Source organism: Leptolyngbya sp. ST-U4 (genome assembly GCF_039962215.1).
Lineage (GTDB): Bacteria > Cyanobacteriota > Cyanobacteriia > Elainellales > Elainellaceae > Leptolyngbya_A.
On record NZ_JAMPKZ010000022.1, the window covers coordinates 46695 to 67208 of the forward strand.

Annotated in this window: 11 protein-coding genes; 8 read left to right on the forward strand and 3 right to left on the reverse strand. The window is 48.8% G+C overall.

The genetic code is table 11. From position 1 onward, the window contains the following. Window positions 1–83 precede the first annotated feature (83 nt). Window positions 84–3872 (reverse strand): NB-ARC domain-containing protein, encoded by a 3789-nt coding sequence (locus NDA02_RS21950; RefSeq protein ID WP_190794639.1) that lies wholly within the window; start codon window positions 3870–3872, stop codon window positions 84–86. 448 nt (window positions 3873–4320) lie between these two features. Between NDA02_RS21950 and NDA02_RS21955 the strand changes: the two genes are divergently transcribed. The 4 genes from NDA02_RS21955 to NDA02_RS21970 all read left to right on the forward strand — a co-directional run bounded on the left by NDA02_RS21955 (window position 4321) and on the right by NDA02_RS21970 (window position 8871). Continuing rightward, on the forward strand, window positions 4321–5490 hold the full coding sequence (locus NDA02_RS21955) for a calcium-binding protein (protein ID WP_190794638.1): 1170 nt from the start codon (window positions 4321–4323) through the stop codon (window positions 5488–5490). 132 nt (window positions 5491–5622) lie between these two features. Beyond that, the gene (locus NDA02_RS21960; protein ID WP_190794637.1) at window positions 5623–6909 is read left to right on the forward strand and encodes a calcium-binding protein; all 1287 of its coding nucleotides are present in this window, start codon (window positions 5623–5625) and stop codon (window positions 6907–6909) included. A 75-nt stretch (window positions 6910–6984) separates the two neighbouring features. Then, entirely contained in the window at window positions 6985–8133 is a 1149-nt protein-coding gene (locus NDA02_RS21965; RefSeq protein WP_190794636.1) for an acyl-CoA dehydrogenase family protein, read from the forward strand. Window positions 8134–8544: 411 nt separating this feature from the next. Beyond that, a complete protein-coding gene (locus NDA02_RS21970; protein ID WP_190794635.1) occupies window positions 8545–8871 on the forward strand; it encodes a hypothetical protein in 327 nt (108 codons plus the stop codon). A 219-nt stretch (window positions 8872–9090) separates the two neighbouring features. Here NDA02_RS21970 and NDA02_RS21975 read toward each other — a convergent pair whose 3' ends face one another. Continuing rightward, the gene (locus NDA02_RS21975) at window positions 9091–12993 is read right to left on the reverse strand and encodes a glycerophosphodiester phosphodiesterase family protein (protein ID WP_242067594.1); all 3903 of its coding nucleotides are present in this window, start codon (window positions 12991–12993) and stop codon (window positions 9091–9093) included. A gap of 829 nt (window positions 12994–13822) precedes the next feature. Beyond that, window positions 13823–16024 carry an esterase-like activity of phytase family protein gene (locus NDA02_RS21980; protein ID WP_190794634.1) on the reverse strand — a complete coding sequence of 734 codons (2202 nt, stop codon included), beginning with the start codon at window positions 16022–16024 and terminating at the stop codon, window positions 13823–13825. A gap of 141 nt (window positions 16025–16165) precedes the next feature. Here NDA02_RS21980 and phnF point away from each other — a divergent pair, with 141 nt between their 5' ends. The 4 genes from phnF (at window position 16166) to phnE (ending at window position 20380) form a co-directional block, all read left to right on the forward strand. After that, the gene (gene phnF, locus NDA02_RS21985) at window positions 16166–16888 is read left to right on the forward strand and encodes a phosphonate metabolism transcriptional regulator PhnF (RefSeq protein ID WP_348255892.1); all 723 of its coding nucleotides are present in this window, start codon (window positions 16166–16168) and stop codon (window positions 16886–16888) included. 356 nt (window positions 16889–17244) lie between these two features. After that, the gene (phnC, locus tag NDA02_RS21990) at window positions 17245–18060 is read left to right on the forward strand and encodes a phosphonate ABC transporter ATP-binding protein (RefSeq protein ID WP_190790462.1); all 816 of its coding nucleotides are present in this window, start codon (window positions 17245–17247) and stop codon (window positions 18058–18060) included. 260 nt (window positions 18061–18320) lie between these two features. Further along, the gene (gene phnD, locus NDA02_RS21995) at window positions 18321–19325 is read left to right on the forward strand and encodes a phosphonate ABC transporter substrate-binding protein (RefSeq protein WP_348255895.1); all 1005 of its coding nucleotides are present in this window, start codon (window positions 18321–18323) and stop codon (window positions 19323–19325) included. Between the two features lie 224 nt (window positions 19326–19549). Then, complete coding sequence (gene phnE / locus NDA02_RS22000; RefSeq protein WP_348248111.1) at window positions 19550–20380, forward strand: phosphonate ABC transporter, permease protein PhnE; 831 nt, start codon at window positions 19550–19552, stop codon at window positions 20378–20380. The last annotated feature ends 134 nt before the right edge of the window (window positions 20381–20514 follow it).

The window sequence follows — 20514 nt, forward strand, 5'->3', positions numbered from 1 at the left end:
ACTTAAAATCGCAGCTTCAACCGAACTGAACCGCCGCCTTGTTTTGGCAAAAACTAGGCTATTTGCAACTTCAAGCACCTTGTCTACATCCATTCAACAGCTCCTAACTGTTTCAACACGGCTTTTTGCCCGTCACTTAAGCCTGTCGCTCTCCGGATGTTCATGCCTTCATAAAGTCGATCGCTCTTCAAGACTCGCAAACATTCACCAGATTCCACATCCCAGAGGCGAATTGTTTCATCAAAACTGCCGCTGGCAAGCAGCAATCGTCCGGTCGCATCACACCCAAACGCAACTGAAAAGATGATGCCTGTATGACCTTCTAAGACGTTTAAGCATTTTCCAGAATCAACATCCCAGAGGCGAATCGTATTGTCAGCGCTACCGCTAGCAAGGATTTGCGGGCGATTGGAGGTCGGGGGACGGAGGGCAAGCGATCGCACCAGTGCTGTATGCCCTCTCAGGACTTGCAGACATTCACCTGTGGCAATGTCCCACTGCTTAATGCTGTTGTCACTGCCAATGCCGAGCAGCGTTTGCCCATCGGCACAAAACTCTACTTCAAACCCCAATAAATCGTGCTGATCGAAAACCTGCATACAGGTGCCTGCTTCCACCTGCCACAGCCGCACAATTCCATTCTTAGCGATACTGGCTAGCCAGCGTCCGTCGGGGCTAAAGGTGACGTGCCACACCGGAAAGTCATGTCCAACCAGCGTGTGCAGATGAGTTCCGCTATGCAGATCCCAGAGTTTAACCGTAGCATCATTACTGGCACTCGCCAGGATAGATCCATCTGGGCTGATTGCGGTACCAAAGATGCAATTAGCGTGGCAATGCAGCGTGTTGATGCACTGTTGGGTTTGGACATCCCAGAGCTTAACTGTGCCATCGGAACTGCCGCTGACAAAGGTTTTGCCATCGCGGCTAAAGGTCACATCCCACACCCAGTGGGTATGCTCGTTAAAGGTTTTCAGGCAGGTATCCTCCAGAGGGTTCCAGAGCCTAACCAGTAGATCTGTGGCACTGCCGCTGATAATGTGTTGCCCGTCGGGACTAAACGCAACAGACCAGACGCGGCTGAGGTGTCCCTGCCAGGTTTTCAACGCCTGCCCAGTGGTAACGTCCCAAACTTTCTGCATACTATCGGCGCTACCACTTAACAGGGTTTTGCCATCAGGATGAAAGGCGATCGCAGACACACAGGCCCGATGTCCCAGCAATGTCCGGATCGGTTGCTCAGTTTGCAGATCCCACAGGCGAATTGTCTGATCTTGTCCAGCAGTCGCCAGCAGCAAACCATCCGGACTAAAGGACACTGTCCAAACGAGGTCTGTATGTCCCTCAAAGCAGATGGGTTCTCCGGTTGCCAAATGCCATAGTCTCACGGTTTTATCCCAACTGGCACTGGCAACATACTGACCATTTGGGCTAAAGGAGACTGACAACACAGTGTGACGGTGTCCTTCAAATTGACGCATTTCGCTGAAAGTTGAAAGATCCCAGAGCCGCACAGCACAATCACCACTTCCACTCACTAACCTTTTACCATCGGGGCTGAAGGCAACCGAGTGAACAATGTCAGAATGTCCTTCCAGAAATGCCAGACGAATTCCCGTCTCGACATCCCACAGTTCCAAAAATCCCTCTTCTTCACCGATCGCCAGCCATTTGCCATCGGGACTGAATCGTACTGCCCAGCTCGTCTTGGCGATTTGAAATGGTTCGCGCAAGAGTTGTCCTGTCTGTACATCCCAGAGCTTGATCAGAGAGTCGTGAGGACTGCCGCTGGCGATCGTTTGACCATCAGGACTAAACGAAAACCCCCAGACAAATTCGTTGTGCGCCTGCCAACTCAGCTTGGGCTGCCCGGAAGCCGTATCCCAGAGGTGAATTCTACCGTCCGAATCGCAGCTTAGCATCAAACAACCATCGGGACTGAAGGCAACATTGACTAAACTGCTGAGGGTTTGAGCAAACACAGATCCCGTAAAATCACACTCGGTGAAATTAACCTGATGCAGTGGGGTATCCGGAAGATACGCCTGCCAAATAGGTAGATGAGAAAAATCCCATCCGTTCAGATCAATTTGGAGGTAATTGAGCAAACTCAGCAGGTTGGCTGCTGCATACCCTGGATAAGTTTCAGGAGTGTTTTTTAATTGTCGCAACTGCTGCTGCAAGTGTTGGCTGAGGGCAGCGGTAGAACCAAATGCACTGCATAACTGAGTTGCGATCGGTTCCAGAATCAACCGAATTTGGCTCTCGCGAATATAATCACTGGCGCTGGCTTTGATGAGAGCATAGTGACTCAGCAGGTTGAAGGACTGTGTCCCCTTGAGTTCGGCAACAGCAGTTTCAATGATGTGTTCTATGACATATTCCATCACCACTGGCTGTTGGGTAAAACTGGAGGGAATGCGTTCGGCTTTACTGTTCTGCTTTGCATCACCGTTTTGTACACTTTTCCGTTCAATTCGCGTTTGTGCAATAGTTTCTATCAGGCATCGTCGCCCTAATCGTTCCAATACCTCCAACAATCGCGCCTTAGACACCGTAGGGATAATATCGGCGTGAAGCTGATCAATCGTTGTTCCTTCTCGATTGATCGCTAACCAATTCATCACTTGCTGTTCCAACCCTGACAGACGTTCAATTTGCTCATCCAGCAAACGACGCAGCCCGTTAAAAACGATCGTCCCTTGTTCTAAAAATTCTGCAATATCGCCATCAAACAGTTCACGAATAGATGTGGCGACAATCTTCAACGCCAGAGGATTACCCCGGTAATGTTCGATCAGCTGGTTGCGATCGGCATCACTTCCCATTAACCCTTTGGCTTCTAGGATGCTGTTACTGTCTGTTGTCGTTAGTCCAGTTAGTTGCAGCGATCGGACTGGCAGCGCATCGCCTTCCAGAGTTGCGATTTCTGAGGGCTTTTCTCGACTGGTCAACAGCAAACAACTTTGGTGTTCCGTTGCACCCACACGCTGAAACAACTCTCCATACGCTTCATAGCCGGAGCGATAACTACCCACAACCTGTCCACTCTGAAGAATGGACTCCACATTGTCTAACACCAGCAGGCAGCGATCCTGCTTCAGGTATTGAATCAATCGGGTGATTTTTGCGGAAGTGCCTTTCGGCAGGTCAATGTCTTGTTGGCGAGAGAGCAGCGGAATCAGGTCTTCGAGTAGATCGTCTAGAGGTGGAGCATCACGCAGCGATCGCCAGATCACAAATTCAAAAAGGGAATCGGGTTTTGTAGATGATCGATCGCCTTCCTCAGTTCGACTGATAGCAATTTGCTGAGCCAGTTTAATCGATAGAGAGGTTTTGCCAATGCCTCCCATACCCAACAAACAAATCAAACGGCAGCGTGAAGCCTGCGGTACTCCAGAAGGGCTTTGCTTCCCAAAAGGGAATTTGCCTTTAATCCATTGGTGTAAAAGCTCTAGTTCCGGTTGACGACCATAGAAGGTGAAAACATCCACGGCTTCGCCCCAATCAACACAGGGAGAAGCGGTGTCTGCTCTGTGTTCACTGTTGCGTTGTTCAGATGCCTTATTTTTCGGCTCGCTGGCTTCTGCTTGAACCTCTTCACTTTCTCGCTGGTAAAGATGCTCCAACGAAGCCCGAAAGTTGGTCTTGCTGACTGCTTCACCAAGCACATCGGAAAGTAATTGCCAGAGTTTTGGTCCCGCATACCGCTTCAAGTAACTGGCAGCATAATTGGTGCTACTGGCAATCTCTTCGTAGGTTTGCCCCTGCCAGGAGCCGCTTAAAATCGCAACTTCAACCGGACTCAGCCGTCGCCTAGTTTTTGCCAAAACAACGGTATTTGCGACTTCAAGTCCTTTCTCTACGTCCATGAGCTGGCATACCTAGCGGTGACTTGCCTTGCCTAGAAATCTAGCAAATTTCACCAAGTTGCTTTACTTTTAGCAATCTTTCTATAACATTCTGGTCACGCAATATATGAACTTCTATCTATTGACGATTCATCCATTGTTCGATATCGAAATGGTTCATTAGCAAAAGCTACATAGATAGAGGTTCATACCCTTCATATCCCTCATGCGATCGGGTGAAGGGCTTTGAATTGGCAAAGAACTAAAGTCTAAATATCAAAGGCGACGACACATTCAATCAATCCTTTATTCATTGATGAATGTAACTTCTACTTTTGTACTGTTCTTATCTCATTAAGTGTTTTGTGTTCGCGTTATGCACAAAGTTGTTTATTTTAGCGATCGCTTCACTTAATGTCTTTTCGATTGTTTTTCAAGTCAAACCACAATCATCTTAGGAAAAATCAAAATGGCTAATATCCCTGGAAGTGAAAACAATGACACGCTCTACGGCGATATCAATGGTGAAGCTGAGAACGATGTCATTAGGGGACTAGGAGGAGATGACATAATTTGGGGTTTTGGTGGTAACGATATAATCGACGGCGGCGAGGGTAACGATTGGATTCATGCTGGCTCTGATAGCGGTTTCTTTTCTCAGGCTATCTATGGTGGCAACGGTAACGACACGATGTTGGGTGACGGTAGCGAGATCATGGAAGGTGGTGCTGGCGACGACCTTTACTATGTCAATCGTGCAGATGACACCGTTATTGAGGAGCTTAATCAGGGGGTTGATGTTGTACGCGCTAGCATCAGCTATAACTTGTCATCGGGCGGATATGTCGAAAAACTAGTTTTGGAGGGCAATGCCGCCAACGGCACAGGCAACAGTTTGGATAATGAACTCTACGGTAACGCCGCCGACAACCTCCTCTCGGGTGGCGATGGCAATGACGTTCTTCGAGGTGGTGATGGCAATGATGTTCTTCGGGGTGACAACGGAGACGATCACCTGAATGGGGGTTCTGGTAACAACCAATTGACTGGGGGGAGCGGCAACGACGTCTACTATGTCGAGAATGCAACCACCGCTATTTTTGAGGCTGTTTCGGGGGGATATGATGGTGTGCGCTCCACCGTCAGCTATACCCTGACAGCAGAGGTCGAGATCTTAGCCCTGGATGGCTTCAGTGCCATTAACGGGACAGGTAACGGCTTAGATAATAGTATCCACGGTAACGTTGCCAACAACTCCATCTCTGGCGGTGGCGGAAATGACTATTTAGCGGGTCTCGGGGGAAATGACATTATAACGGGTGGCTCAGGGCAAGATGGCTTTCTCATCACTGCTCCACACCAGGGTATTGACACGATCAAGGATTTCAGCGTTGTGGATGACAGTTTCTGTATTGAGCGAACTGGCTTTGGGGCTGGATTAGCAGCAGGAGTTATCACAACCGATCAATTTCGGATTGGGTCGAGTGCTCAAGATGGTAGCGATCGCTTTATCTACAACAAAGGTACTGGAGCAGTGTACTTCGACGCTGATGGCATCGGGGGAACATCTCAGATTCAGATTGCCAAGATATCGACTGGCTTAGCGATGACGAACAGAGACTTCTTTGTAGTCGGCTAACCGCATACGAATTGCCTGCTAGAAGAAATCGCATTCCTAGAGTGCACTGAGAACGATCGTCTATATCACCTCAAATCAGGGCGATCGTTCTCTAGAAAAACACAGAAATTCAGAAATTAGGAGTAAGGTTCAATGTCCACAATTAAAGGGACACGATACAACGACAGTTTGTATGGTACGAGCGATGCCGATACAATTTATGGCTACGGTGGCTACGACAATCTCGTAGGCAAAGGAGGAAATGATTATATCTACGGTGGGGATAACGACGATGACCTCTTTGGAGATGAGGGCGATGATGTTCTCTACGGCGAATACGGCAACGACTACCTCTCTAGTGGCGTTGGCAACGATACCCTGTATGGCGGCGATGGCAACGATTACCTCTATGGTGGCGATGGCGATGACTCCAGTGTGGGCGGCATAGGCGACGATAAGCTCTATGGTGGCGCAGGCAGCGATTCGCTCTATGGCGGCGATGGCAACGATACGATCGATGCGGGCACTGGCAACGATACCCTCGATGGCTGGAATGGTAACGATAAACTCCTCGGTGGTGCGGGTGTCGATTCGCTTTCGGGCGGCGCAGGCAGCGATCTGCTCGACGGCGGAGATGACAACGACTTTCTCGACGGTGCAGATGGCAACGATCGCCTCTATGGAAGCGGGGGTGACGATCAGATGGTTGGCGGCAGGGGCAGCGATATTCTCTATGGCAATGCAGGCACAAACACCCTCTACGGCGGCTATGACGATGATGCCCTCTATGGCGGTCATGAAAACGATACCCTTTACGGCGAAGATGGTAAAGATCGCCTCGAAGGTGGCTTAGGTGACGATCGCCTCGAAGGTGGCTTGGGCGACGATTCGCTCTATGGCAACGACGGCAGCGACAAACTCTACGGTAATGACGGCAGCGACTACTTGGACGGCGGCAACGGCAACGATTCGCTCACGGGTGGCAACGGGAACGACTCACTCTTTGGCGGTGCAGATAGCGATTATCTGTTTGGCGGTGCAGGCACCGATTATGTCTATGGTCAAGAAGGAACTGATGACCTCTATGGCGGCGATAGCTACGATATCCTTTATGGCGGTGATGGCAACGATCGGTTCATGGGCGGGTTAGGCAGCGATCTCCTGGTTGGGGAAACGGGCGCAGATACATTTAGTTTCTTTTCAGCATCGGAGGGACTTGACACCATCAAAGACTTCGATCGCACTCAGGGCGACAAAATTTGGATCGCCGCTGCCTCGTTTGAAGCAACCTCGCTCGGTCAGTTCAAATACAACGGTACGACAGGGGCTTTGTCCTTTGATGCTTCACCGTTTGATAATGTTGCGCCCGTTCAGTTTGCAATTCTGGAGAATAAGCCTGCTGGCTTCTCGGTGCAAACAGACCTAACTCTTTTTGTATAAATCCAGCAAAGTTTTTTCATTCGGTTGCGCTTACTTGTACTCAAATCCATTTCTATCCATTTAAGGAGAACAATGATGTTGGAATTACATACTCCTACAACTCATCAACCGACTCGATCTTGGGTCGAACAGGCGAAACAGTTAGGATCTCAATTTGCCCAACGCCGCACCAATACCACTGAACCCGATCGCTTTGTGGCTGAAAACTTTGCCGATTTAAGGCAACAGGGTCTTGTCTCAGCAGGTGTTCCCATTGAGCTGGGTGGAGGCGGAGCCAGCTACCTCGAAATGGGTGAAGTGCTGCGTGAACTTGCCCATCATTGCAGTTCAACTGCTCTCGCTTTTGCCATGCACACCCATCAAGTGATGGTTCCTGTTTGGCGACGTCAACATCAAAACGCGCCTGTTGAGGGACTGCTGCGACGAGTGGCAACCGAACAAATCATCCTCCTCAGCAGCGGTGGCTCTGACTGGCTAGATGGCTCTGGTACGGCAATTCGTGTCGAAGGTGGCTTTCGCATCAATGGTTGCAAAGTCTTTGCCAGTGGCGCACCCGCAGGCGATTTGCTAATGACCAGTGCTGTCTATCATGACCCGGAAGTCGGGGCGAGTGTGCTACATTTTGCCGTTCCAGTTCGGGCTGAGGGAGTCAGAATTGATCCGGTTTGGCAGGCAATGGGAATGCAGGGCACAGGTTCTCATAACATTGTACTCTCGGATGTGTTTATCCCAGATTCAGGAATTGCGCTGAAACGTCCTCAAGGAAAGTGGCATCCTCTGTTTCACATCATTTGTATGCTGGCATTTCCATTGATTTACTCGGTCTATGTGGGCGTGGCAGAAGCAGCACGAAACTTGACAGTGCAGTTAATTCAGGAACGCCCAGAAAACAGCCATACTGCCTATCTGGTGGGTGGCATGGAGAATGAGCTGATGGCAGCACAGCTAGCACTCCAGCACATGATGACGATCGCAGAAACCAGCCAGCCCGGACTTGAGACCACGAATCAGATCATGATGGGTCGCACGCTAGCTGCACGTGGTGTCTTGAATGTGGTCGATCTGGCAATGGAAGCAGCGGGGGGCACTGCTTTTTATCGTTCGCTGGGGCTGGAGCAACTGTTCCGTGATGCTCAAGCGGCTCGCTATCATCCTCTACGAGAAGGCGATCAGCGTCGATTGGCAGGACAACTCGTTCTCAATTGGACGGCTGATCATACCTAGTAATACTAATTCTCCAAAGCTAGGCTACAGATGGTAGAACAGAGCGCGCGTGTTGAGAGAGGAGCGATGGCAGGAGTCTAGCTTGGGAGAATCGGTATAAGGCGAAAGCGATAAATGGGGGCAGGTGCAAGCGATAAATGAGGGCAGGTGCATTCGGAGGAATCATCCCACGTGAAACAGGGTTAAATTCTGTATCAGTTTTTACAAATGTTGAATCAACATAACGAACTGAGTCAGAATAAGGGTTAAGAGTGGATAGGGTCGCCTTTAAGTTTGAGTTAAAACTTCCTGCTGCAACCCATTTGTTGAAGGGACATTCGCTTGCTCTATCCGCTCTTACCCAGCAACTAGATAACTTTGAGCAGCAGATTCGGAAAGTTTTAGCTGTGTTTTAACGTAGGGAATAACATAATGGGAAACAAGAAAAAAGATAAGAAAAAAAACAAGAAAAAAGACGGCAAGAAATCAAAGGGTATTGCCGCTGCTGTCGAGTCGGTAGGAAATGCAATTACGAGCGTTCCTTCTGTTCTCACAGAGACAGTTGATACTGCTACTCACACCACTGCTCATGTTGCTGAAGATGCCAGTGGAGAAGCGAGACAGTTTATCGCGGATGCAGCAAAAAACACCGCTGGCACAGCACAAGCTGTAGTTGAAAAATTACACCTTGACCATCACCCGGATGGAAAGGGTAAGAAGAAAGACAAGAAGGATAAAAAGAAGGATAAAAAGAAATAGGTTTTAATCAGGTTCTGAATTATTTAGCCAGAATTAATGTAGTGGTAGTCAGGTAGAATGACTAATCTCAAGATGTTCAACGATAGAAATTACAGACCAGTCCGGGTATCAGGTAAGCGATAGACCAGCTTAGTCCAATTAGCTCACCTATCCGGCAGAATTGCTCCCCCTTTCAGCCCATTCAATGAGCGAAGGGGGGAGTTGATTGACTAGGTCTGCTTAAGCAAGGGGTTTAACCGAGTTGATAGTGACAACCAAGTCGTTGAAGTCGTTGTCATTCAGGTCTTCAAAGCTCCAGACGTTACCCTCCCGCTTAATCCGCACATTACCCAGGGTGGCATCTTCGATCGTTGCCAGACTGGTCGAACTACCGTTGATGAGCAATGCTGGGGCATAGAACCCACCGCCTTTCAGGGGCAGACTAACTTCAGCAGAGGCATGATTGTTCACAAACAGCTCGGCATCAAGCAGATTAGCAGCAACGGCTGCTTCATAACCCGTTTCACCCGGTAGAAGACCGCCGACAGCCCCTCGAGCATCGGTTTCGTAGAACTTCAACACGTTGTTAAAGCTTGCTTCACGAGTGATAGTGACATTCACACCAACCTCATTATCAAATCCGGTCAAATCGACGAGTTCTGCAACGGGTCTTTCAGATAACCCAGCAACACCCAAGCGAGGGTCCAGGTTCAGGGGCTTGTCTAGCTGAATCTGAATGATTTCGTTATTGTCGATATCCGGCCCTCGACCGACAGAGAAGGGATAGTTGTTGTCGTTTGCAACCAGGATTGTGTCTTTATCGAGTACCAGTACGTCTTCGATGGTTTGGAAGGGAAAGTCAAAGGTGGTGCTACCGTCGCCATTGAGATCGTTTGGATCGCTGAGGTTCAGCAGATCAACCACTTCTTCTTTCTCAACGAAGCCTTCGCTATTGAGCTGAGATAAGTCAACTTTGAAGATCTTCTTGAACTCAGCCGCTTCACCCTGGTTGTTATCCCGCTCAATGATGAGGAACTCGTTGTCATTGATGGGAGTGAAGTCTCCGATCGCATGACCAGCCGACTCCAATCGATAGAGACCAGCCAATCCGGTAAAGGAACTGCTAGCGACATCAAATTCATAAATCCGCAGGGAGTTAGCAGGGTCCCCAACCACCATGCCTTCCAGCATTGGATACAGGGTTGTGCGATCGGGGCTGAACGCCATGCCTTCAAAACCGCGAGAGCTAGCTAGATTAGAAACTGCCGGTTCTTCGATGAAGGTGCTCCGAGCCGTAAACCCAGTGCCAGGGAAGTCAGTGAAGAAACCGTCTACCCCTAATTCAATGAACTGCTTGTATTCGTTGAGCGGATTGCCTTCATAACTGTCGGGCAGGAAGAAGCTTTCATCCCGCAGGGTATAAAGGTGAACCAGCAACCCGGCATCATGGGCGTCTTGAATCAAAGTGGTGGGAGTTCCCGTGACGCGATCGCCATCACTAATGGTGTCATCGCCATTCAGGTCATCGGGCTGACCGTTGCCATCCGCATCGACGGTCGATAGGGGCACAATGCGCTGCTTGTTGGGACCAATCCCTTCAGCATATTCAGCGATTTCAGCCAATCCACCTGGAGTAGAGAGATCGGTGTAGGTGCGGGTGTCGCCATTAACAACAAAGTCATAGGGTTGACCCGAACCCCCAAAGAGCTGCACCAGGGGAATATCAATGTTTGCTGCGGGCATGATTGTGTCATTTAGTTCCTTCAGGTTGCTCACCTCAAAGGACTGGATAAACACGCGGCTGGGATCGGTAAACTCCTCTGCTACCAGAGTCTCCACCAGGATTTGACTGGTATTGTAGCCCTGTTGCTGAAAGAACGTAGGGTGCTTGGTTTCGGGATAGATGCCGATTTTGCGCCCGGTCTCCGCCTCAACCTCCTGTACGAGGTTAATCACTTCAGCCAGCGTAGGGACCTTCAACCCATCGTTATTGAATTCAGTGCCACGGATCAGGGGAATCCGCTCAATGGCATTGAGCTGTTTGACTTCTGCCAGGGTAAAGTCTTCGGCAAACCAGCCACCGACCGAGCGACCATCCAGGTTCTTTACGGTTAGGCGATCGGCAAACTCAGGACGCAGGTAAACGTCGGTGCTGGTGTCGGTATTGCTGATCACGGGGTTGCCGTTGGCATCACGCTGAATGGTGCCGTCAGGGTTGAGCGCTACCACTGCCAGCATTGGCTCGTGACGAGCAATTAAAACACCGTCTTTGGTTACCACCAGGTCAGGTTCGATGAAGTCAGCGCCTTGAGCGATCGCTAGCTTATATGCCTCTAGGGTATGTTCTGGTCGCTCACCCGAAGCGCCTCTATGCCCAATCACGATCGGAGCCTTGCCGGTCAGCGTGTCAAACTCAGTAGTTGCTAGCACCTCTGGATTCTGGGGAGAGCGCACAGTGTCGCTGGTAATTTGATCGCGCACCAGATCGCCTGTGCCGGGGAAGTCCGTGAAGTAACCATCCACCCCCAGGTTAATGAACTGTTCGTACTCCTTGTTGGGGTTGCCCTGGTAGTCAGCGGCCAGGAAGCGATCCTCGTTCCGGAAGGTGTAGGCATGGACAAATAGACCTGCTTCATGGGCATTAGGAATCAGGCTAGAGGGAGCAATTGTCGTTTTATCCGCATCGTTGACAGTGCCATCACCATTCACATCATCCGCTGCACCGTCTCCATTGGCATCTACGCCTTCGACAGAAACAATCATCCGCTTCCAGGGACCAATGCCATCCGCGTAGGTTGCAATTTCTGCCAGTCCTTCTGGAGTTTGCAAATCCCCGTAAGTGCGGGTATCACCGCTGACCGCAAAGTCGTAGGGACGCGCATTGACATCCTGATAAATGAGCGATCCATCCAAAGCCACATCGTAGGCATCGAGCAACTGCACCAGGGGAATGTCGGTCTTGGTGTTCAGTTCCTTCAGGTTGGAGACTTCAAAGGACTGGATAAACACACGGCTGGGGTCGGTGAAGTCGGTCTTCTCCAGGGTCGCCAGCAGGGGTTCTTCCAGGGATAGTCCTAGATCGTCGTGGTAGGTGGGGTGCTTGGTTTCGGGATAGATGCCAATCTTCTTACCCGTGTCTTTTTCGACCTGTTTGACCAGGCTGATGATTTCTTCTAGCGTCGGGATCTGGAACACGCCATTGTAAACATCCGTACGGTAGCCCTGGGGCATGATGGCGCGCAGGGTCTTGATTTCCTCCAGGGTAAAGTCGGAGGCAAAGAATTCGTTCTCGTACGTAACGCCATCAATCACTCCGCTGCGTCGGCGGTCGGCAAATTCAGGACGGCTGGCAACATCGGTAGTCGCACCCAGGGTCGGTTCATGACGGGCGATCAACACACCGTCTTTAGTTGATACCAAATCGGGTTCGATGAAGTCAGCACCACGGGCGATCGCCAGGCGGTATGCCTCTAGCGTATGCTCTGGCAATTCCCCACTCGCGCCCCGATGACCAATGACCAATGGGTCTTGTCCGTTCAGAGTGTTGAGGGTGTTGAAATTAGGCGTAGAAATGGGCGCTTCCAGGAGCTTGCCTGTTGCATCGAAGTGAAGCACGTAAGGACCAAATTCATCTCCAATCCAGATGTCACCCTCACCATCGATCACAAAAGACTCAACGTCAAAATCTGCACCGGTTAGCAGTCTTTCGGTCGTGCTTTCATTAACAATGTCAAACGGAATCAGGTTGTCCGGGTCGCTCAGTTGGACAAAGCCTTGAATTTCAACAGCACCATCCCCTTCTTCAGAATCTACAAAGCTCGGATCAACCTGATAAAGACGTAGCAGATAGTCAGCACTGTTCGTTTTAGCGCCAAAACCATTGTCCGAGAGGAACCAGAAAGTCGATCCGTCGCTACCAGGAGCAAACTGGACGCCACTGAAGCCTTGTACGGGTTGACCATCAAAGGGACCAGTACGACCATTCCCTGAAATGGGTTCTCCATTACCGTTATTTGCTCCAGCAGGAGGCCCCTCAGCAAAGGTGTCAGCAGGCAGAGATGCAAACCCTTTTAATTCAGCAGCACGAGTGTCGCTATTCAACGCACTCCCTTGCATCGGTTGGTTTGTGTCAAAGTTTGCCATTCCTTGTCCAGTCCCCTTAAATGTTCAAGATGATGTGAATGAGTAAAAATTCGGAAAATTCTTCATCAGAATAGATGGTTCAATTAGGGCAAATTTCGTTTTCTAGACATGCGAAAATTCAGCACACTGCAACCTATCTAGCAATGCAATGTAATGCACAACACTAAGCAGGTTGCAATATAGCCAAAGCCAAAATCTATACCCTCAAAGACTTTGTCATTGTTAGTTTAAGATGAAGTTAATTTAGCTTTAATAGGTAAATGTCTTGAGGTTAATTTCGCGACTTCATCGTAATTTTTTAATAGTTTTTAAGCAGGGTAAAAAATCCAATTCTATTGGGTGATGCAGATCCAACACGTTCTTATTCATAGCCTCAATTAGCAATAAGTTTTATTGAAAGCTATCTTTTGAATAATATTTTGATGTTGTATAAATAGGAGCTGTATAAATAGAGGTTCTATAAGTAAAAATTCCTTTGTTTTTCTACTGTTATTGAAGAATATCAAGGAAAAATGAATTTCTTTTGTTAAGGCGTTCCTAGTATTTGTTGTGCAGTAATCCTGAAAGAATTGATGCTGCCGCAGTAGTCAGAAAGTAGCCAAAAAGTGCCATTTGAATAGGCAAAAGTAGGCCCTGAAAAGAGGAAAAGGGAGTTTAGGCTCGCATAACTTACTATTGTTTTGTTTTTGCGACTGTTTTTTTGTGACTGTTTTGTTTTTTGCGACACAACTCGCCATCCTACCTCTGTACTAAGAATCTCGTGCAACTCAGCAGAGTAAATAGTGGCTCCACTGAGTTACGCAATTTTAATTAAGACAACCCAAACTTACTATTGTCTTGGCACAAACAGCAGCCTAGTGTAGTTGATGCCACCATCGTTATCGCTGGCAAACCAATATCCCTGATTCGTGACAGCCAGGCTTTCGATCTTCTCTTCAATCCATCTATAATCCGAGAGTAGATCCAGCACCAGGGTTTTTTCTAGCGTTGCACCGGGTTCTGCATTCGCTAAAGAAACCCGATAGATGCGCTTGATTCGAGCATTCGCTGCGCCATTTTCACCGCCCTGATTGTCTCGCTCGACAATTAAAAAACTGCCGTCTGTATCGCGAGCAATCTCGCTCAGCCCAACCCAGCTATCCTCAACGTTATCAGTATCTAATGGGTAGAAATAGTAGTTCCAGGTTTGATTTTCCAGATCGTATTCGGCAATTCGAACCGTGTTTTCTGGGTCTCCCTCAAACTCCCGCTGAATTGCCACATAGACTTTGGTTCCTTCAGCGTTGGTTGCAACTCCTTCAAAGCCAAAGCGGGTAATTGCGCCTGAAGCTGCTTCGGGTAGGGGAATTTCTTGCTGTACTTCACCCCTGCTGTTGACATGGCTGAGTAAGTTGGGGGCTTCCTGCCCTTCGCGATCATCTCCTTCACTGACTACCCAAAAGTCACCAGAGGGCTGCAACGCAATACCTTCCAGGTCATACCTAACGGATTCCCCTTTTTTGGTCAGGGGCAGGGCACTGACGACAGTAGCGGATGAGCCTTCCATCTCAATACGATAAATTCGAGAAGGCGATACTGCGCTATCGGGCACAGCATAGAAGGCATTGAGATCGTTGGGTACTTGATATAGACCGCTAATCGCGCTGAAAGGTAGATCAGCACCCGTGCTGGTGATCTGAGGGGCAGTTGGGCTGTAGGCACTGTCTGCTGGCTCAGTTGAGGCTTGAAAGAAGTCAATTGTGCCATCTTCTTCATTAGAGGTCAGCAGCAGATTACGTTCTGGAATTGCCAGAACTCCTTCGGGAGCCAGCCCGGTTGGCAGAAAGCTAATTAACTCAGGCTTCTCAACATTGCTGATGTCATAGGCGACAACAAAGCTGCCCCGCTCGGAAGCAACAAAGGCGATCGGCTGTTCGCCAAATTCGGCAACGGTGCCGCCTTCCATTTCAATGCCACGATCCTCAGAGCGATCGTCCGGGTATTGCCCTCGGGTAATTGCCAGTTCTTCAACGCTGCTGCCGCTGTCATAAACAACGTTGCCCTCCAGGTCAAAAATTGTCCAACTGCGTCCACCTGACCCGATATTGTCGCCAAAGCTTTCTAAGTCGGTGTCGCCTTCGTTAACCGTGACCAGGTGTTGACCGTCAGGTGTGAAGGCAATTGCATCCGGCTCTCTGCGCCCTTTGAATTCTTCGGTCAGGCTAATTTCGCCATCTTCAGTCCGGTCAGCGAACTGGCTAGAGGTGCCAGCCGAAAAGATGCGAATGATTTGCTCAGAGGCAACATCGATCAGGGCGATCGCATTATTTTCCTGGATCGTGACAGCGGCAGTGCTGCCATCAGGACTAAATTTGACAAACTCCGGCTGCGGGTCTTCAACATAGTTCACCCCTTCGATGCCAGCCAGGTCAATGTCTACAGCAGTGACCGTTGATTCACTGGGGTTGTCCTCATTGATGGTGACAAAGTTGATTGAGCCAGGACGAGAGCCGGGAAGGTTATCGGTATCTTCTTCATCCTCAATCGCTACAATCACTTTGCTGCCGTCTGGGGAAATGTCAGCACTGTCAGGACCAATGCCCAAAAGCTGTACCTGCCCGGTGACCTTGCGAGTTGCCAGGTCAATGAAAACAAGAGTGCCAGGCTGCTGGTCAGCAATTGTTTGTCCAGCATCTTCATCGATGAGGAAAAGAACGGTAGCGATCGCATATTTCCCATCAGGTGTAATTGCAACCGAAGTTGGTTCTCCAGCGACCTCAACCGTTCCAAGCGACTGTGGATTTGCAGGATCGGTAATATCGACAAAGCCGATTTGCTGATCGCTTGAGTTCGTAAAAACCAGCGTATTTCCATCGGGGCTTGCATCAATGATTTCCGCTACTGCACCGCCCACTACATAGCGATTGAGGGGCGCAAAACTCCGAACCTGAGCATCAGCAGCGCCAACAGTACCGAACAGCAAAGCAGTCGAAAAAAGAGAAACAGAAGCAAACCATGTCGGAATAGGAAAATGAACTGGGAACTTCCCCATAAACTCGGCACTCCTCATCAAAATGATGATGTAACAGTTAATCGCAGTCGATGGGAGTATAAAACGATGCAGATTGTTCCTGGTTTATGGAGAGGTTAAGGTGTTACTGCGAGCCAATGTGGTGTTGTATAACTAATAGCTATGATGGACGACGCGCTGCCCCTTTACATTCAAATTGCGGATAAGCTTCGGGGAGAGATTAATTCTTCAGTTTATCAAAAGGGAGATCAATTGCCAACCGAAGCTGAATTGAGCGTCCGCTTTGGTGTCAATCGTCATACACTTCGACGATCGATCGAGGTTTTGCGAACGGAGGGCTTGGTACGAGTCGATCGGGGGCGGGGGATGTTTGTGGCATCTACTCCAATCACTTATGCGTTGGGCAAGCGAGTTCGCTACAACGATGCCCTTAAGGCTCAGGGATTGCAGACGAGCTATCAAACCCTAGCCATTACCACAATTCCTGCTGATGCAAAAGTTGCCAAGCGGTTAGCGTTAGCAATCAATACCCCTGTTGTTTTATTTGAGCGGCTGAGTCTTGCCGATGGGCAGCCAATTAGTGTATCGAGCAGCTACTTTCCCAGTATCTTGTTTCCCAACCTGTCGGAACGCTGTCAGCAGTATCATTCTATTTCTAAGCTACTGCAACAGGAATACGGCTGTGATCATATTCGTCACAGTACCCGAATCTCAGCGCGAATTGTTCAGCCTAAAGATGCTCGGCTGCTAGAACTCCCTGCTAATGCACCAATTCTTTTAACAGAATCGATTAATGTTGATCAAACCGGAAGAAGGATTGAGTATGGCGTGACGCGATTTCGTGGCGATCGGATGGAGTTAGTAATTGAAAACGATTCAGCATAAGCGTTGTGCTTAGAAGATATATCTAGCTCCCATTAGCTTAAATTGAGCTTGAACAGTTCTTAATCTGGCATTCGCATTTCCTTAAGGACAGGCATCCACAATAAAGCTTGGTACAGTTTTCATCTAGATGTCTATACATCTAAAGAAGAAACTTCTTAGGAACAGGAATCGCAGGAAGGAGCCTATCCATCCTCCTAAGTTAGCGAGCTGCGGATCGCCCATCTTGGTCTGTTATTAAGAGGGCATCGCTGCTGTTCGGCTGTGTTCAAGCATGTTGCTTCTGGATTGGTAAATCTCATTGTTCTGAGACTGTGTTGACTTGAATATTTACTTAAGTTAAAGGATGAAATGCCTGCATGGTTTTGCAGAACTCGCTAGAAGTCACTGCTGTTGAAGTGAAGCACCTGACGAAATCGTTTAATAAAATTGCTGCCCTGCGGAATATTAATTTTTCCGTAGCTGACGGGGAAATGATTGCGCTAGTCGGAGCCTCTGGTTCTGGAAAATCAACCCTGTTGAGAAACCTGAACGGCTTGCATAAAGCAGACCAAGGCACTGTCGAGATTTATGGAACTCCGATTCAGGTGAACGGCTCCCTCCACTCAAATGTGAGAAAGCTGCGAAGTCAGATGGGCTTCATCTTTCAGCAGTTTAATCTTGTGAATCGATTGACGGTGCTAGAAAATGTGCTGGTTGGTAATTTATCTCGCATCCCTTCCTTGCGTTCCACGCTTCGCTGGTTTACCCAGCAGGAAAAGGAGCAGGCGTTAGCTGCCTTGGAGCGAGTCGGAATTCTACAGCATGCCTACAAGCGAGCTTCTGCCTTATCGGGAGGTCAACAGCAAAGAGTTGCGATCGCCCGGTGTTTAATGCAGGGCGCACACATTATTCTCGCAGATGAACCGATCGCTTCCCTGGACCCGGAATCCGCCCGTAAAGTCATGGAACTGCTGACGGTTCTTAACCAGGAACAAGGAATTACAGTCATCACATCCCTACATCAAGTGCAGATGGTGCGCCACTACTTTAAGCGAGCAGTTGCTTTAAGAGATGGAGAAGTCAGATTTGATGGAGAAGTTGCCGTACTGGATGATTTCAAACTTAACGAGATATACGGCACTGCAACTGAAGAGCTAGTTCTCAAAGGCCATGCAGAAGCATTCACGAGTTAAGCCGTGATTTCCGATGAGCGAATCCGACTGCACATTTCCTTTGTTCCTACAGAACTGCCATAGAAGTTGATTGTTTACAGCCTTGTTCAGGCGATTGAAGTACAAAAAATGGGGGCAGGGGCTGTGCCTCTGCGTGCGGGCTTCGCCCCTCGTACCTTACGGAAGTGAAAAACGCTGTATTTCGTTTTTATCATCAGGAGAAACAATTCAAAATGAAAGCACCTGTGTTCAAGAGATTGACATCTCTATTAACGGCATCTGTGATTAGTGTTGCTACGCTTGCAAGCTGCACTTCAACTCAGTCGAATCAGCAAGCCCAGACCACTAGCAATGGCTCAGCTTCTGGTCAAACCTGTGCGCCGGAAATTGCATCGATCGACTTTGGAATCATCTCGACTGAATCTCAGCAGAATCAAAAGCCTAAATTTGAACCCTTTATCGAGGCAATGTCGCAGACGATCGGTCGTCCTGTAAATGCTTTCTATGCCACAGATTATGCAGCTGTAATTGAGGCAATGGGGGCAAACAAGGTACAGGTTGCTTGGTATGGAGGGAAGTCCTATATCACAGCAGCAGAGCGTTCCAATGCAGAAGCATTTGCTCAAACCGTAAATTCAGATGGCACGCAAGGCTATTACTCGCACCTCATCACAAACAAGGAAAATCCGATCGTTTCCGAAATTGATCTTCAAAAAGGAAATGGCAATGAGTATATTGTAGAGAACGCGAAAGATTTAACCTTTGCGTTTAATGATCCTGAATCAACCTCTGGCTATCTCGTTCCCAGCTATTATGTATTCGCACAAAAGGGAGTGAACGCGAAAGAGGCGTTTAAGCAACTTATTTTTGCAGGAAGCCATGAAGCGACGGCTCAAGCAGTTGCTAATCAACAGGTTGACGTGGCAACGAACAACAGCGAATCTTTGACTGCTCTGAAAGCGTCTGATCCCAAAGCCTTTGAGCAAATTCAGGTGATTTGGACTTCTCCTGTGATTCCGAGTGACCCGATCACCTATCGGAAAGACTTACCCGATTGCTTGAAGGGACAGATTAAGGATTTCTTCTACAGCTACAAAGACACTGCAGTTCTGGAGCCGCTAGGCTGGCAGGCATTTGTCCCAGCAGAAGACAAAACGTGGAATACCATCCGTGAATTGAACATCGGTAAAGATATATTAGAGGTTCAGAACGATAAGAACCTAACCCCTCAGACAAGGCAGCAAAAGCTGGATGAATTGAATCAAAAGCTCGATGCATTGAAGTAGCTGAAGATTTCCTCTTCCCCTTTTAAGGAAAAACTGACCGATGCAAGCCATTCTTTTGCAGAAGGATTTAGCATCTCAAAGTCTTTCCTTATCAGGGGATTTAGGAAAATCTCAAGCTTTGGAGCTGTATCAGCAGACTCCTCAGACATCCTATGAATGATTCACATTGAACAAGAGTGAATTGTCCATTTGATTCGCCGTACTGTTCCTTTAATATTCGTGATATGAGCGATCGAATTACGCTAGAACCTCGTGGTTCAGCTTCTCAAGCAGTACGAGAGATGCTGGCGCGGGAGAAGAAACTCATTACCCCTAATCGAATCTTCTACCTTGTCGTTGGCATTGCTATTCTTGTCTTTGCTGGCATTCAGAGTGACCTGAGTTTTATTGAACTCGCCCAGGGTGGCGGCAATATGGTGGAATACATCAGCCGCTATTTTCCACCCGATTTTACGGAATGGCGTTCTTACCTGAGCGATACGCTCGAAACGATTTCAATGGCGGTCTGGGGAACAGTGATGGCGGCGATCGTTTCTGTTCCCCTTTCCATTTTCGCTTCAGACAATATCTGCCCTGCCTGGATTGTGTTCCCGATCAGGCGATTGCTTGATGCGATGCGGGCGATCAACGAAGTGGTCTTTGCTCTCATTTTTGTCGTTGCCGTAGGCTTAGGTCCATTTGCGGGTATGCTGGCCCTGTTTGTACATACAACCGGAACGCTAGGCAAACTCTTCTCAGAAGCAGTTGAGTCGATCGATCCGGGTCCGGTAGAAGGCATTCGAGCGACAGGTTCGAGCAAACTGCAAGAAATTCTCTTTGGGGTGCTTCCGCAGGTTCTTCCCTTGTGGACTTCCTACACGCTCTACCGCTTTGAAGCAGATGTTCGCTCCGCCTCGGTTCTGGGAATTGTCGGAGCCGGGGGAATTGGCGTTTCGCTTTATCAAAGTTTTCGCTCGTTCCAGTACCAGCAGGTTTGTGCCATCCTGATCTTTCTGATTGTAGCGGTTGCCTTGATTGATACCCTTTCCTCACGGTTAAGACGAAATTTGATTTAGATCAGTCGATTCGCACAATAGACTTGTCGGGAAATAAGCAAGAATAGAAGGCAGAAATGGGATAAGCAAATGCTGGATATTGAACGGGTGCTGACACAAGACCGCTTGCTGCGCGCTTTAACTGGCTTGAATCG